This window comes from Pantoea sp. AS142 (genome assembly GCF_037152305.1).
Lineage (GTDB): Bacteria > Pseudomonadota > Gammaproteobacteria > Enterobacterales > Enterobacteriaceae > Pantoea.
The window spans coordinates 783,295-797,110 of record NZ_JBBCMO010000001.1; the positions used below are offsets into that span (position 1 = coordinate 783,295).

At 52.1% G+C, this 13,816-nt stretch carries 17 protein-coding genes; 5 read left to right on the forward strand and 12 right to left on the reverse strand.

What is annotated here, in order from left to right; all coding sequences use genetic code 11:
- Window positions 1–5: 5 nt before the first annotated feature.
- Together WFO64_RS03955 and WFO64_RS03960 are read right to left on the reverse strand one after the other, a co-directional pair.
- Window positions 6–2,120, reverse strand: a complete 2,115-nt coding sequence (locus WFO64_RS03955; protein ID WP_337009113.1) for a TonB-dependent receptor — start codon at window positions 2,118–2,120, stop codon at window positions 6–8.
- A 1,322-nt stretch (window positions 2,121–3,442) separates the two neighbouring features.
- A complete protein-coding gene (locus tag WFO64_RS03960) occupies window positions 3,443–3,652 on the reverse strand; it encodes a hypothetical protein (RefSeq protein ID WP_337009115.1) in 210 nt (69 codons plus the stop codon).
- Window positions 3,653–4,897: 1,245 nt separating this feature from the next.
- Here WFO64_RS03960 and WFO64_RS03965 point away from each other — a divergent pair.
- Window positions 4,898–5,095, forward strand: coding sequence for a hypothetical protein (locus tag WFO64_RS03965; RefSeq protein WP_337009117.1), 198 nt, complete (start codon window positions 4,898–4,900; stop codon window positions 5,093–5,095).
- A 301-nt stretch (window positions 5,096–5,396) separates the two neighbouring features.
- Entirely contained in the window at window positions 5,397–6,407 is a 1,011-nt protein-coding gene (locus WFO64_RS03970) for a glycosyltransferase family 9 protein (RefSeq protein ID WP_337009119.1), read from the forward strand.
- Here the strand turns inward: WFO64_RS03970 and WFO64_RS03975 are convergent.
- The 5 genes from WFO64_RS03975 to WFO64_RS03995 all read right to left on the reverse strand — a co-directional run bounded on the left by WFO64_RS03975 (window position 6,401) and on the right by WFO64_RS03995 (window position 8,721).
- The gene (locus tag WFO64_RS03975) at window positions 6,401–6,595 is read right to left on the reverse strand and encodes a DUF1493 family protein (RefSeq protein ID WP_337009121.1); all 195 of its coding nucleotides are present in this window, start codon (window positions 6,593–6,595) and stop codon (window positions 6,401–6,403) included. The two genes, WFO64_RS03970 and WFO64_RS03975, sit on opposite strands and share 7 nt — an antisense overlap.
- Window positions 6,573–6,740: a hypothetical protein gene (locus WFO64_RS03980; RefSeq protein WP_337009123.1), complete on the reverse strand. Its 168-nt coding sequence runs from the start codon at window positions 6,738–6,740 to the stop codon at window positions 6,573–6,575. The genes WFO64_RS03975 and WFO64_RS03980 overlap by 23 nt, the downstream gene beginning before the upstream one ends.
- Window positions 6,740–7,801, reverse strand: coding sequence for a glycosyltransferase family 9 protein (locus WFO64_RS03985; RefSeq protein WP_337009125.1), 1,062 nt, complete (start codon window positions 7,799–7,801; stop codon window positions 6,740–6,742). Before WFO64_RS03985 ends, WFO64_RS03980 begins: the two co-directional genes overlap by 1 nt.
- A 338-nt stretch (window positions 7,802–8,139) precedes the next feature.
- Entirely contained in the window at window positions 8,140–8,310 is a 171-nt protein-coding gene (locus WFO64_RS03990; RefSeq protein ID WP_013357533.1) for a hypothetical protein, read from the reverse strand.
- Between the two features lie 162 nt (window positions 8,311–8,472).
- Complete coding sequence (locus WFO64_RS03995) at window positions 8,473–8,721, reverse strand: DUF883 family protein (RefSeq protein ID WP_279771541.1); 249 nt, start codon at window positions 8,719–8,721, stop codon at window positions 8,473–8,475.
- A gap of 190 nt (window positions 8,722–8,911) precedes the next feature.
- Here WFO64_RS03995 and WFO64_RS04000 point away from each other — a divergent pair, with 190 nt between their 5' ends.
- Window positions 8,912–9,124: a DUF2767 family protein gene (locus tag WFO64_RS04000; protein ID WP_337009129.1), complete on the forward strand. Its 213-nt coding sequence runs from the start codon at window positions 8,912–8,914 to the stop codon at window positions 9,122–9,124.
- A gap of 21 nt (window positions 9,125–9,145) precedes the next feature.
- Here WFO64_RS04000 and WFO64_RS04005 read toward each other — a convergent pair whose 3' ends face one another.
- The 3 genes from WFO64_RS04005 to WFO64_RS04015 all read right to left on the reverse strand — a co-directional run bounded on the left by WFO64_RS04005 (window position 9,146) and on the right by WFO64_RS04015 (window position 11,128).
- A complete protein-coding gene (locus WFO64_RS04005) occupies window positions 9,146–10,156 on the reverse strand; it encodes a Ppx/GppA phosphatase family protein (RefSeq protein ID WP_337009131.1) in 1,011 nt (336 codons plus the stop codon).
- Between the two features lie 23 nt (window positions 10,157–10,179).
- On the reverse strand, window positions 10,180–10,737 hold the full coding sequence (locus WFO64_RS04010) for a hypothetical protein (protein ID WP_337009133.1): 558 nt from the start codon (window positions 10,735–10,737) through the stop codon (window positions 10,180–10,182).
- Window positions 10,738–10,798: 61 nt separating this feature from the next.
- The gene (locus WFO64_RS04015; protein WP_337009135.1) at window positions 10,799–11,128 is read right to left on the reverse strand and encodes a hypothetical protein; all 330 of its coding nucleotides are present in this window, start codon (window positions 11,126–11,128) and stop codon (window positions 10,799–10,801) included.
- Window positions 11,129–11,341: 213 nt separating this feature from the next.
- Here WFO64_RS04015 and WFO64_RS04020 point away from each other — a divergent pair, with 213 nt between their 5' ends.
- Both WFO64_RS04020 and WFO64_RS04025 read left to right on the forward strand, forming a co-directional pair.
- Complete coding sequence (locus tag WFO64_RS04020) at window positions 11,342–11,521, forward strand: hypothetical protein (RefSeq protein ID WP_337009506.1); 180 nt, start codon at window positions 11,342–11,344, stop codon at window positions 11,519–11,521.
- A gap of 255 nt (window positions 11,522–11,776) precedes the next feature.
- Entirely contained in the window at window positions 11,777–12,190 is a 414-nt protein-coding gene (locus tag WFO64_RS04025; RefSeq protein ID WP_337009137.1) for a GNAT family N-acetyltransferase, read from the forward strand.
- Here the strand turns inward: WFO64_RS04025 and WFO64_RS04030 are convergent, their stop codons facing one another.
- A complete protein-coding gene (locus tag WFO64_RS04030) occupies window positions 12,191–12,853 on the reverse strand; it encodes an MBL fold metallo-hydrolase (RefSeq protein ID WP_337009139.1) in 663 nt (220 codons plus the stop codon). It lies immediately after the preceding gene.
- 22 nt (window positions 12,854–12,875) lie between these two features.
- Complete coding sequence (gene ldcA, locus WFO64_RS04035) at window positions 12,876–13,799, reverse strand: muramoyltetrapeptide carboxypeptidase (RefSeq protein WP_337009508.1); 924 nt, start codon at window positions 13,797–13,799, stop codon at window positions 12,876–12,878.
- Window positions 13,800–13,816 lie beyond the last annotated feature (17 nt).

Below are 13,816 nucleotides of genomic sequence, written 5' to 3' on the forward strand. Positions count from 1 at the left end.
CCCCATCAGAAAGTGAGTTGCATGGAAACCTGCACCCTGCGCGGTTCACCCAGTGAAGCGCTGGCGTATCCGGCACCGCTGTAACCATTCAGACCCCCCGGCACAATATTGGTCCAGTAATGACGATTCGTCAGGTTAGTCACGTCAAGACGAAATGTAGTGGCGGTATTAAACAGCTGAGTTTTATACGCCGCCCCGGCATCCAGCGTGGTGTAACTGCTTACCCAGCCTTCATTTTGGTTATCAGTCGCGCGTTGCCCCGTATAGTGAATGCCACCGTGAATATCCGTGCCGCTGAGCACCGGTAAGTCATATGCCGCGAACAGACTGGCCGAGTAGCGTGGCAGACCAACGATCTGTTTATCATTAGTCTGATGACTGGCCGTTCTTAGCAAACGGGGGTCAAGCCAGGTCATGCCTCCAAAAACATGCAGGCGCTCGGTAATGTCCCCGTCCGCTAACAGCTCCAGACCGCGATTCCGCTGTTCACCATCCACTCCATAATCTCCGCTGGCGTTGGTATAGGCGAAGGGACGTTTGATCTGAAACAGCGCAGCAGTCAGCAAGAGCTTATCAATGGCCAGTTTGCTGCCCGCCTCAATCTGGTGACTTCGATACGGCGCCAGTGTCGTGCCGGCGTTGTTCGCCGTGGCGGGTGCGGTATCACCCTGTTGCAGACTGTCGGCATAGGTAACGTACAGCGTCAGCGGATTGACCGGTTTATACATCACGCTGGCAGAACCGCTAACGCCACTGTCTGACGATTGACTGCTACGACGGCCTGTTTTGGCATAGCTGGATGAGCTGAGCAGGCTTTCACTGCCCGCTAACAATACGCTCCATTGTGGAGAAAATTGAAGGGTATCGCTAAGCAGAAAAGCATGCTGAGTGGCCGTGGCAGAATGGTAGCGGTTGGTGAAATCAGGATAGTCAGGCTCATTGAACGTTTGGGGGTTATCCAGTGAAGCACTCCCCAGCGTTGAAGTGCTACCACCGCGTGGGTTGTAGTTTTTCCAGACAAAGCCCCGCACGCCGGTGGCTATCTGATGGTAGATCCGGCCGGTATCAACCTCACCATTTAAATTGGCCATATAGCTGTTGATAGTAAAGCGGCTGGCGGTAGCTGATGAAGTCGTTGTCGTGTAACTGCCACGATTATTCGTAAACGTATTGGTGACAGCAGTGGACTCACGATCGGCTATCTGGCGCAGTACGCCAACTTCACCGAGCCAGTTGCCATCAAAATCATGCTTCAAATGGACACCGGCTGTCAGTGTGTGGTTATCATCTCCCGCGTAAGATTGACCCAGATGTGCCGTTTTCGGGTCTGGCGACGCGGGGAATGTTAAGCCATTACCCAGAGCAAATTTTCCCGGCAAACCTTTATCATAAAAACGGTAATAGCTGAAATTAGTTTCCAGTAGAGTCTGATCGCTCAGATTGGCATCCAGTGCAAGGCTGAAAAGCTGACGACGCTTCTTGCTGCCGCTGACATAGCCATTGCCCTCATCATCCAGCATATTCAGTCGGTAACGCAGCCGATCGCTGGCATCCATCGGACCACTGAAATCACCTGCAACCTGATGAGTGGAGCCTGTGCCAGCCCCGGTTGTGAAGCTTCGTTGAGGCGTGTCACTGGCGCGCTTACTGACAAAATTGAATAAGCCCGCAGGATTGGCTGGACCATACAAAGCGCCGGCAAGGCCGTTAAGCACTTCAATGTGGTCAAACTGTTCGGCGGCATAGTCCGTCGTCGATACCACATTTAACCCATCGATCATGCTGTTTTGCACGACGCTACCCTGCATACCACGTGTCTGAGGTCGAGCCCCGTCGCCCTGAACTGAAGGCAGGTAGCGGTAAAGATCACTCACGCTTTTCAGCTGCTGGCGTTTCATCAGTTGGGAAGAAACCGTCTGAACTGACCATGGGGTGTCACGTACTTCCTGAGCCCCCAGATTGCCTAACGTAGCGGTCTTATCGGTTTCAGAAGGTACCTGGTCTGGCGAGGCGGTAACAGTGATTGCAGGTTGTTCGTTCGCGGCGCATACCGGAATAGCAGACAATAACATTGCGCTGGTGAACATGTTATTCACCAGGGTCAGGCGTTTAATAAACATCAATTTTCCAGAAAACTGTCGAAGGGTCAGGCACAACGATTTATCGCTATACCCCGTAGTATATAACGAATTCGTTGAGTTAATCGACTTCAGGCCATGAGGGAATTAGCAAAAATTAATCCGTTTCTCTGATGAATGAGTCGGATAAGTATGGATTTGTCCAGACGTCTTAACCCTCCCTGTCCGAACTCCCTGCGATCAGCTGCAAAGATGCATGTCGACTCAGGGGCGGTTTTTTTATTGCCGCTTTCCGAGCGCCATAGACATTGTAAAACCAGGTTCAGGACAAAGAACGCGCTCGGGAAGGCGATGACGGGTATGTCGGCTCCCGCTTTCCGGCGCGCGACCCTGGTTTTACCTTCAAAAATCCGGATTAAAATCCCTATGCCCAGCTCCGCGTTGATAAATACACCGCGATGTCAGGCATGTCTTTATCAGTAACCTGAGCATCTGTTGCTTAATGGGACATTGGCAGCATTCGTCCAGTGCTTTACAGTAAAGGCAGTCATAACCATTTCTCATTTCTGCGACAAACATAAAAAGGCCCGGCGACCGGGCAAGGATTCTACCGCTCCTGTCTGAGCAGGATACGGGGTGGGTTCGAACAATGCAGTAACTCTCCGGGCTTGTGAAGCTACACATCTGTAACTAAAAAAGCGCACGGGTACGCTATCAATCAGTGAATACCCGTGCGAATGAGGTAAGACAAACTGGCCTGTGCTCCAACAATAAGTCATCCCGCAAGCCGGAAAAAGGCCCTCATTCCAGAAAAGAAGCGCGGGCAGGTGGCTTTCGCGAGTCGATCTTATTGTTGATTGATTTTTGATCAATCACTAACGGGCTGCAAGCGGTGTAGGTCACAAAAAAAGCTCGCCAGTGGGCGAGCTAATCACAACAGAGCATTCAATAAAGAAGCGTTTTGAGCACAATTAATGCTCGTTTTGATTATCGTCCAGGAGCAAAAGCTTTAAGCGGCAGGGAGGGGCTGCTTGCCACTGACCTGCATCGCAATCATGGCCTTGACAAGGCCCGCAGCTAAAAGTACCAGGCCCGGAATCAGGTCGTTTTTGTCACGCTTCTTACGAGCCTGGTAGAACATTGGGAGCGCAACGCAAAACATCGGAATCGCTATTCTGGCATAACTGACATGCTACCTCCTTAGCAAAACGTCTCTTCCGACAACTGAGCCTTAAACCCATCTCGGCTTAGTCCTTTCGCCATCTCTATTGCCCTGCTGTTGCCGTTAGCTGGAACCCCAGGCCATTGCGCCATGTCTTAAAACCAATATCGCCCGGGCCTATTGTTGAATGGGTTTGCCTTGATTATTCCCCATGGCGCTGACGCTGCTCACGTTGGTGCTTATGGTAATCTTCATCACACTCTGCTGAGCAGAAAGCAGTATCAGCAACAACTGCTTCGTCTTTGCACCATATGCACTTGCCATTAGGGCTTACCAGTCTGGGCTTACGCGCTGACAGTGAGGCTGCCAGGTGTGCCTCTTCGCGTTCTTGCGCCTGATCTACATCATCCAAAATTTTTCTCCAATAACTGAACAGAACTTCTTACGGCCATTGAACCGGCAGACCGAATTCTACCCCGCGTGGAATTGCGCCGATGAGTATGGATTTATACCTACGGTGGGGCAACTCAGGTTGCCAGTAAAACTAAGTTGAGATTAATCACTGACCACGCAAACTGCCAAAGTAAAATCCTTTCCGATTCAATCTTCTTACAAATCTGTGAACGGGTCCGCCTTGATTAAAACCACCGATTGCTAATGCTGTCTTTGCATACCGAACCTGTCGGGGGAGGATTAATCATGGCGAGCGATAGCAATATCAGACCCGTATTCGTTAAGGCCATCTCACGCGACGGCAGAGAGCGTAGGATAGCGACTCCCGCCACATTACAAAAGCAGCTGCTCGATGTGAACCACATACACGACTCTAAAACCGTGCCAGCAGTAGTCAGGTATTATCCGACGTTCTTCTTTGAACTGGTGACTGAAGAGCGAGAAAAGAGGACATGGGCGTTAAGCAACATGGGATAGGTGAGGTAAAGAGGGGAATTTCATCAGCAGCACAAGACCAGGTTGAGAGCCACCCAGACCCGAACGCGTTACTAATGCCCAACCGTGCCTAGATGAATGCGTTGGCATATCTTAAGGCTTTGACCTCATTAACCGTCTGATAAAAGCGGAAACAGGCGAGACTGTTGCCTATCAGTTAGGTGGCTATCAGTTTGATGACAATCCGCTACTGGGTAAATTGTTTAGTGCACGGGTTATCACTCTGGACGGAGAGACCCTCGACGGAGAAGGGCTGAAAGAGATAGTGGTCCCTGGAAAAGTGACCGCGGCAAGGACAGTATTGGCAGGTTACAAGCCACAACGGCCTATTATTTGACTGCACAGCGTACAAGATTAGGCCACCTCAGTAAAAAAACGTCCCCACAACCAGTCGCAATATATTGGAATGCATAACATTTTCGGTCGTCCTTTAAATCTCTATCATCGCGCACTGGAAAAAAATAAAGGTGCAGTTACACGATGCCCAGCCTGCGCTGATTTAGAATGGTGCTTTTAATCTCTTCAGCGATACTCTTTGTAATACTTTTTTGTAGTCGTTAAACCCGGCGACAAAATTGAATAGCTCGTGCCAGGCTATTTGCCCGTTACAATTGATTCATTTTTGTAGCCCGTGCCGCAAAAAGAACAGTTGCACATGATCCCGTTGCCGCAGACGTGTACTCTTCTGCCGATATACAGGGAGGGTATTATGGATGATGAGGCTGTAATTGATGCTATTGCGGCATGTCGCCTGCTATTTGGCCAGGCTGTGATGGAAATAGTGACTGAAGATCAGCCGGTAACCCGCGAAGCCATTTCTGAAAAAATTCATCAAATGTTTACCGGCATTGAGTCTGAACCCGTTATGACACTGGCTATCAGCCTGCTGAAAAATAGTGCCGACTGACAGATTGCGTCAAGTGTGGCAACGATTTCTGGCCGTCATGGGGGGCCTTTTTGCTCACTCTATGCTGACCCGACAGCCCCGGTTTTTTTAATCAATAATCCGGCTAATGAATCAGGCGAGTCGCTGGCCTGCAACGCGGGCATCGTCTCTCAACAATATCGCGACCATTGAACCAACCTCAATCTGCGCTGACTAATTTGCTGACTTATGCCGTTACGTTAACGGGTCCAGGACAGTAACCGGGCGAGTCTTACTTTTATTCAACCAGAACGGCATAGCCTGTGCCCAGAGGATGTCAGACATGCGGGTTTTAATGATTTGCCGGGATAATATTGGCGACACCTTACTGACCACGCCGCTGATCAGCGCGCTGGCGCAGTCGGGCCAGCATCAGGTCGATGTGCTGACCAACCATTACGCTGCGCCAGTTTTGCAGCATAATCCCGATATCAGGCAGCTCTTCTGTTACACCAAGTTGCATCACCGTGAGGCAGGACAGGGCCGACTGGCCTGTGTGTTACAGCGACTGAGGCTGATGCTGACCCTGAAAAAGCAACGCTACGATACGGTGATTCTTGCAAAAAGCCGCTGGGATCAGCATGGTCTGAAATGGGTTAAAATAGTGCGTTCCGACAGAGTGATCGCGCTGGGTCAGCAGTCGCATCCGCTGATTACCGACCTGTTGCCACCACCCAGCCAGTCGCCGTGTCATATTACGGAAACCCTGTTTAGCCTGGGACGGCCTCTGAATCTCAGCGCCACTTCGCCAGATAAACTGACGCTGCTGCCGGATGCTGCAATTGCGACCCGCCTGCGTGACAGATACGCAATTGATTCCGCCGTTCCGGTCTATGCATTGCAAATCAGCGCCCGCAAGCCGAGTCAGCAGTGGGAGGCGACACGGTTTGCCGGGCTGGCTGAAAAAATTGCGGCTCGTCACCCCTGTCAGATTATGTTGCTCTGGTCACCCGGCAGCCGCGATAATCCGCGTCATCCGGGAGATGATGAAAAAGCGCGTGAAATTATGGCGCTCTGCCCGCATCTGCCGATCAAGGCGGTGGCAACCAGCAGCCTGCCAGAGCTGATTGCGGCAATGTCGTTATGTCAGGGTTTGGTTAGCAGTGATGGCGGGGCAATGCATATTGGTGCCGCGCTGGGATTGCCGGTGGTGGCGCTCTTTGGCGACAGCGATCCGGCGTGCTGGCATCCGTGGCAGGTTAATTATCAGGTGCTGCAACCCGCATCACGTGAGGTCAATGCGCTAAGCAGCAGCGAAGTTTATGATGCCTTCGCCCATACCATTATTCAGTAATCCTTTTCAGGCCAGCGTCCATGACTGGCCGCTTCACACAGCATGGCTATCGTTAATGGACACCTGGACCTCACTGCACCAGCTTTAAACCATTTAGCCGGTGCGAAACGCCACGGGTGCCCCGCAGAAAAATAGCGGGCTTCATCGTAATGCTCTGAGCAGACGTTAAAAGTGGCAAAAAAAATCATTCATCAGAATCGCAAATTCCACCTCACTCAGCGGTAACTGCTGCAGATGAAAACCCGCCCGATCCACTTTCCGGAACCCGCCCAGCGCGGTGGGTTTATTGTGGTATTCAATCAGCGCAATGATGGCTTGAGAAAGATCGTTCATCACCCCACCAGTTTCGCCACGGCCTGCTCTACCTCTTCGGCCTTGATGGTTGCCATCGGATGCTGTGATGAGGTTTTATTCGGGCGGTGAATAATGATATGCCGATCGCTGTCCTGGCAGGGGCCGGTATAGCGCGGATTGGCGGTGGAGAACAGGCTGACTGTCGGCGTCCTTGCTGCCACGGCGATGTGCAGTGGACCGGTGTCGCCAGTGACCAGCAGGTCCAGCGTGCGAATCAGGCTAATCAGGCCGCTGAGGTTAGTTTTACCCGCCATCGGCGTGACACGCTTACGGCAGTGCAGCGGCAGGCTTTCGATAAATTCCTGTTCAAGCGGCTGCTCAGCGGCGGTACCCGTCACAATAATTTCAGTGTCAGGCCAGCGTTCAATTAAGGCTGTTGCCAGCTGGCTGAAAGAGGCCAGCGGCCAGCGGCGAATATTCTTAGATGCCCCTAGCTGAAAGCCGATACGGCGATGGCTAGCCTTTGCAGTGGAACTGCTATTCACCTCTGGCAGATGCATCCGGGTTTGCTCTGTCTCTGCGCCCAGGGCTTCAATCAGTTTCAGTTTGCGCTTAATGGTATGGTCGTCGAAATAGCCTGAATAGTGATCGAGATATTTATTTAACAGAGGCGACTCGCTGCCGTAATGGTCGCGCACAATCGTCTTACTGCCGGTCAGTACTGAGCTCATAATATCGTAGGGGAAATGGGCGTGTAATATTACTGACAGGTCGGGTTTCTGGCGGCGCAGTTTGAAAAATAGCGGTAAGAAATTCGCCAGTTTGTTATCCCATATATAAATCTTATCGAACCAATTATACCGGCTGACGAGATCTTTATTTTTCTTGCTGGAAACCAGAATAAATTTGCTGCTGGGAAAGTGATTCTTCAGGCTCCAGATAGCAGGTGTATTCATCAGAAAATCGCCCAGGGCAGTGGTGGAGTAGATCACTACCGTCTCCGGTGCCAGTGACTGCAAGGCCTGCGATTTTGTTCTTCTGGAAAATCGAGAATAAAGCGTTAAAAGTCGGTCTATCAGATAAATCTTTTTTTTCTTCACGTCTGAATTCTCTTACATTTACTGATGTTATTAAAATGAAAGTATTATGAGGTGTTAGAGATTAGTGCCACAGCGAAAGTTCATTATGACAGGGTTTTTTTTCAGCCGTTGAGTTTTTGTTTGAAATCTGTCCGATCTGTACTTCATTAAAACTTTATTTTGAGTGTTTTGTAGTTAAATAAATAGAAAAAACTCTGGGTAATTTTATTAATGAATATGGCGGGTTTTAGTTTCATGGGGAACTAATAGCGGGGTAATTATTAGCAAAATTATTCTGAGAGTTCTACGCAGTACGCTAAAACGCAAAACAACCCCGGCACCCGTGCCGGGGCAGGGTACTATGACTGAGGCTGACCCACCGGGCCTGAACCCAGCGTGCCGCCCGGTGAAGACTGGCCACTTGGCGCATGTGGGCGACCATCTTCCTTAATCGCGTCGCTCTTATGTGAGCAGCCCGCCAGAGAGGTTAAGGTCGCTGCAACCAGCAGCAGGGCAGGAATTGTTTTCATAAGGTCACCTTGATGTTGTCAGAAAGAGAACGTAGTTAAACTGGGCCCCTCACCGCACTCTGGTCTGAAAAGGTGCAACTTTCAGATCCTGCTCTGCCGGCGAGGAATCAAAGCAAAAAAAACGGAAGCCAGTGGCTCCCGTTCTGTTGACGTTAAGCTGTCTTACTTGCGGCCCAGCAGGAAGCCGATGAACACGCCAACGCCTGCCGCTATGGCCAGACCGGCAACAGGATTGGATTGAACCTGATCCTTGATGCATTCAGCAGCATCACGTGCAGCATAACTTGCCTGATTAGTGTAACGGCGTGCTGCGCCTTTAGCCTGATGCTCAGATGAGCCGGTTGCTGCACCCCATTGTTCCTGAACTGCGCCAGCCGCTTCTTTTACTTTATCTTCGATTTTTCCTGACATCTGTTGCTCCTTGGTTTTGTAGTGAGACCCTCAAAGCGTAGCAAAGATAGTGAATTCTGCTCCGCCAGCGGTGAATAAGGGGCTAAAAAATCATTTCTGCCTGTTAATGGCCTGGCATTTGCGGGCCTGTTATTTCCTGCCTACCCTTGGGTAAAGAGAGGCGCAGTCAGGCATAGCCGGAGGAGAAGCGATGAAACGTGATGTACTGAATGATGATGACTACGATGAAGTGTGCCGGGTGATTGGCGATGCGGTCATTGTGCTGCTGGAGCGCGGCCATGACACCCGACGTGGCGAAATCTACGACCTGCTAAAACGAACCCGCCAGCAGCGCGCTCACAGTGAACGGGATGAGCAGCGGATGCTGGATCATGCCATCCGTCTGGTTAAACCTGACGCGTAACCGAAGGCGGGAAAAGCTGCGCTACTGCAGCAGCACGCCCTGAATCAGACTGGCCTCAACAATCGTGACCTTATCAATTTTCAGCGCCTGCATATAACCTTCAACCAGTAAAAGATTGCTGACATCCGTGGCCCGGTAGTTGCCCGACAGTTCACTGTCGCCCTTCCAGACTTGCTGCTGCGACAACTGCTTTAATGTCGCCAGCGTATAGTTGTTGGGTTTGCCCGGTAACTGATTACGCAAGGAAGAACCGTGTACGCCCCCGATGCCAATCACCCGCCGACCAGCCACATCCTGTTTGATCTGCGGGCTGACTTCATTAGCAGCATAAAACTGCACAAAGCGCAGCACCGACTGCCGCCAGGAGCCGATCGGATTGGGGGATTTGGCTTCCGGGGTATTCTTCAGCACCGTCAGAATAAAGTTCTTCAGCGTCACTGAGGCCAGTCTGCCCTGATAGATATCCGCCACCAACTTGCCACCCTGCTGCTGCCAGGCGGTCATCTGCATCGACCCACCGCCAATATCCCAGACCAGCAACTGTTCATCACGAATCGCCGGATCGTTAAGGGCAGCTTTAGCGGAAAGAAAACCGAGTTTCGCTTCTTGTTGCTGCGAGATGATGCTGATTTCCGCACCGGTCTGGCGCTGCAATTGTTGGATGACTGCCTGACCGTTACTGGCATTGCGGAACACCGCCGTGGCTACGCCACTGATCCGCTGTGGGTGAAAGCGCTGTGCTTGCGTAATAAGCTGCTGCAGTGCGGCAGCGCCTTCCTGGGTCATCGCCGGGCTAAGTTGATTATCTGTTGAATGCGCTAACGCTTCGTTCCAGCCCACGGCGCGTTGATCCTGATACAGCATTTTTTCGATGCGCAGCTGGCAGACATTGACGCGCGCTACTGCAATTTTGGTGGTACCGGAACCGATATCAAGACCGGCGCGGATTTGCTGGCAGCGATCGGCCTGAGCAGCAGCGGCAAAAAACAGTGAGCAGAACAGTGTGACAGCAGACAGCGCAACAGAACGCATAGCAACTCCGGGGGCAAAAGGGGTCAGAGTGAACGGGCTGCGACGCAGGCCGGGTAAACGCTCACCAGGAAATGACGCAGATGATCAAAACACCATTCGGCGTCATCAGCCTGCGGACAATAGAACTGAATGGTGATCTTTTCATAATCGCGCTGACGCTGGCGCAGCGGTGACCAGCTCCAGTCGAGTACCGAACGGGCATAATTGACCAGCGTCTCAGCGGGCATCTGATGGTGCTTTTCCTGCCCGGCCAGGTAGCGGTTAAAGCTCGCTTCCAGCTGCAATGCCTCCTCATGGCCGTGTTGCGGCAAATCGGGACGAAAAGCTACATCAATGAAGCCACAGACCGCATTTGCCTGCTGTTGCCAGTCGCAGGCCAGGGTCATAAACAGCCCCTCCTGTAAGTTGATCTCCTCGACCAGCCGCCGAAGATTTACTGAACGGTTCAGCACCGCGATCTCCTCAAGGCGTCCGGTTTCCAGCGTCAGATCAAAACCACAGGGATTCACGGAGCCATCCGCATTACGGGTGGCGGGGAAGGGGAAGTCGATATAACCGTTGTTATCCAGACGCTTTTCCATCGGGGAGACCTGCTGCTTGACGTTTTCTGACAATAAACGATCTGGCAGCAGGATTCATCCCTTATGGACAGGTCCAGGTGATTTGGGTGTCCTGGTAAGGATTGATCAGGCGGAACTGCTTATCTGACAGGCGTTGCGCATAATAGCCCTCACGCGTCACTGCGGACGGGATATATTTAAACCGATCCAGCGATTGCAGCGGGCCACTCTCAACGCTGATATTCTCCCGGGTCACGGTAAAGGCATTAACCAGATCAAAAATCACGCCCTGAGTCTGTCCCATCGACTGACCATAAAGTGTCGAAACCTCACCGGGACATTCCACCCCTTTCGGGCCAGATGAACATCCAGTCACCATCGCGATGAGGAGAAAAATGCTGAGTCGCATCATAATTTTTACCTGCTTCAATCCCTGGGCGTTTTATGGCACAGAGTCTGTCCTGTTGCGCCACCAATCACTCAATCATAGCAGTTTCCGCTGCGCCTCCTGTTTGTGATTTGTTTAATCGGTAAGCAACAGGAATGTAAAAGGGTGACTTTGCTTATCAATAAACGTTATTCTTGGCTTCTTTGCGCACCACTTAGGCAAATCCAGGGATAAATGATGAAAGAAGAAGAAGCAAGTCTAATGATTATTCGCCATGCGATTGACCAGCTGGAAGCCGATAAGAAGCAACAGGTGCTCGCCTGCTCAGCGGATATTCGTGCAGCGATGCAGGCTTATGATATTGAGAATGCCGGGCTGGCACTGATGTTATTGGCTGCCGAGGTGGCCGCTGACTAATCACTACCCGGCCAGTGTGGCAGCTTGTCAGGCTGGTCGAATTACTTTATTTTTTCTCAACTTTCAAATTTCAACTTTCAGCTTTTTTCGCACTCCGATTACTTCATTTACAGGTCCTGAAGTCGTTCAGCCACGTCTATCGCGACAGTGATAAAAGGCTGGCTTTAGTCGCTACGAAAAACGCGACGCAGATGCTTTCATTCTGGAACGTTACGACGATCATCAGCACGCCGATACTAAAATCCGGGAGCCACCATGCAAACTGAGATTACCGACAAGGTCACCGCGCAGGATCTGGATGAGGTCAGACTGGGTCTGAATGCCTTCAACAGCAAATTTTATGATGTGAATGAGATCAGGCCAATAGGTGTGTTTATTCGTGATGAGCAGGGTAATAAGCTGGCCGGACTGACCGGCTCAACCACCGGTAACTGGCTGCGGATTGATATGCTCTGGGTGAGTGAGGCGCAACGCGGGCAGGGTGCAGGCAGTCAGCTGATGCAGGCCGCCGAGCAGGAGGCGCGGGATCGCGGCTGCCACTATGCTCAGGTGGATACCGCCAGTTTTCAGGCGCGGCCGTTTTATGAAAAACATGGCTACATCCTGCGGCTCAGTCTGGCGAACTACCTGGGTCATCATCAGCGGCACTATCTGACCAAAATATTGTAATCAGAACAGCGGTTGCTGACGCAGATCCAGCGGATGCTGTTCGGCCTCATCAATTGCGGCGAGCCAGCTTTGCAGCGTGACTTTTTTCCAGGAGAGATGCCCGCGCGTGGTACTCATCAGCACCACGTCGGGACGCAGCGAGCGATAAAATTCCAGTGTCTGACTCAGCTCAGCCGGATTACTGTCCGGCACCAGCACCGTAACCCAGCGATCATGCGAACGTGTCACGCTATCGCCCACAAAAAGATAGGTCAGCCCCAGCGGCGAGGTATAGAGATAGCTACAACTGCCCGGCGTGTGTCCTGGCGTTGGCAGCAGGTGGAAATCCCCGAAGTGGGTTTCCTGCTGCGAAAAAGTGTCATCAGGCTCAGCAAAACGGCTGATAGGTCCCAGCGATCGGCTATGGCAGTAAAGTGCGCTGTTGAAGCGTTGCTGGATCACCGCTGCCCCGGGCGCGGATTCATGCCAGTGGGTCAGATAGTGTCGGATCACACCGCCGGTATCGGCCAGCACTTCATGATCCAATGGATTTTCTACACGGCCAATCAACAGATTGCCGCGCGGGTGACGCAGCATAAAGCCATGCATCATTAGGTCATTAACGGCATCTTCCACCGGAAATTCCGGGGTTGAGATCCACAAATCGTCATACAACGGCTTCAATGTCGATCTCCTGAAACGTACTCTATTCCCGTAGGACGGGATGCCCGGTCGCCTGCAATTGGGCATGGCCCTGGCTGACCGCTAATCGTGCGCTGGCGCCCAAAGGCAGTGTTACGGTGTCAGCGGCATGACCAAAATCTAATCCACAGATCACCGGCAGACCGGTGGTGTCACGCAGTCGCTGCCAGACGGTATTGAAGTCAAATCCATTGTCATACTCTGTCAGGGCAGTGCTGGTAAAGCTGCCAGTGACAATCGCCTGCTGTCGCGCCAGAATGCCGCTCTGCTGCAGCTGAATGAGCATGCGTTCGATGCGGAACGGATGCTCATTCACATCTTCAATGACCAGAATGCCGTTCTCAATCTGCGGCATCCACGGCGTGCCGATCAGTGAGCTGATCATCGCCAGATTCCCGCCCCACAGGGTACCCTGCCATTCGCCCTCATCTGGCGTTTCGCTTTGCCATCTCACCTCTACTGTAGGTGATGTCAGTGCCTGCCAGAAGTGGTGAAGGGTAAATTCAGATAAGGTCGCGGCACCGAAGTTCCCCGCCAGCATTGGTGCGCTAAAGGTAATCAAGCCGGCCTGTGTCAGCAGCGCCAGCTGAATAGCGGTGAAATCACTGTGGCCGCACAACGCCAGCGGCTGATTAAGCAGACGGCGTTGCAGGCCGATATAGTTGATTGACTCCAGTAACCGGCTGGCCCCATAACCGCCACGCACCGCCAGCACCACGTCGGGCAGCGTGCTGAGGCTGGCAAGCTGGTTGATATCCCCAAGGCGTTCTGCGTCGGTACCGGCGAAGCGCTGAAAACGACGGGTGATCACCTGCTCGTTCTCGACGTGATGGCCCGCCGCACGCAGTCGCGCAATGCCCTGCAGCGCCGCAGTCTGATTGTGACAGTAACCGGAGGGGGAGATAAGACGAACTGAACGTGAAATCATCATACTTTCCTGCTGTT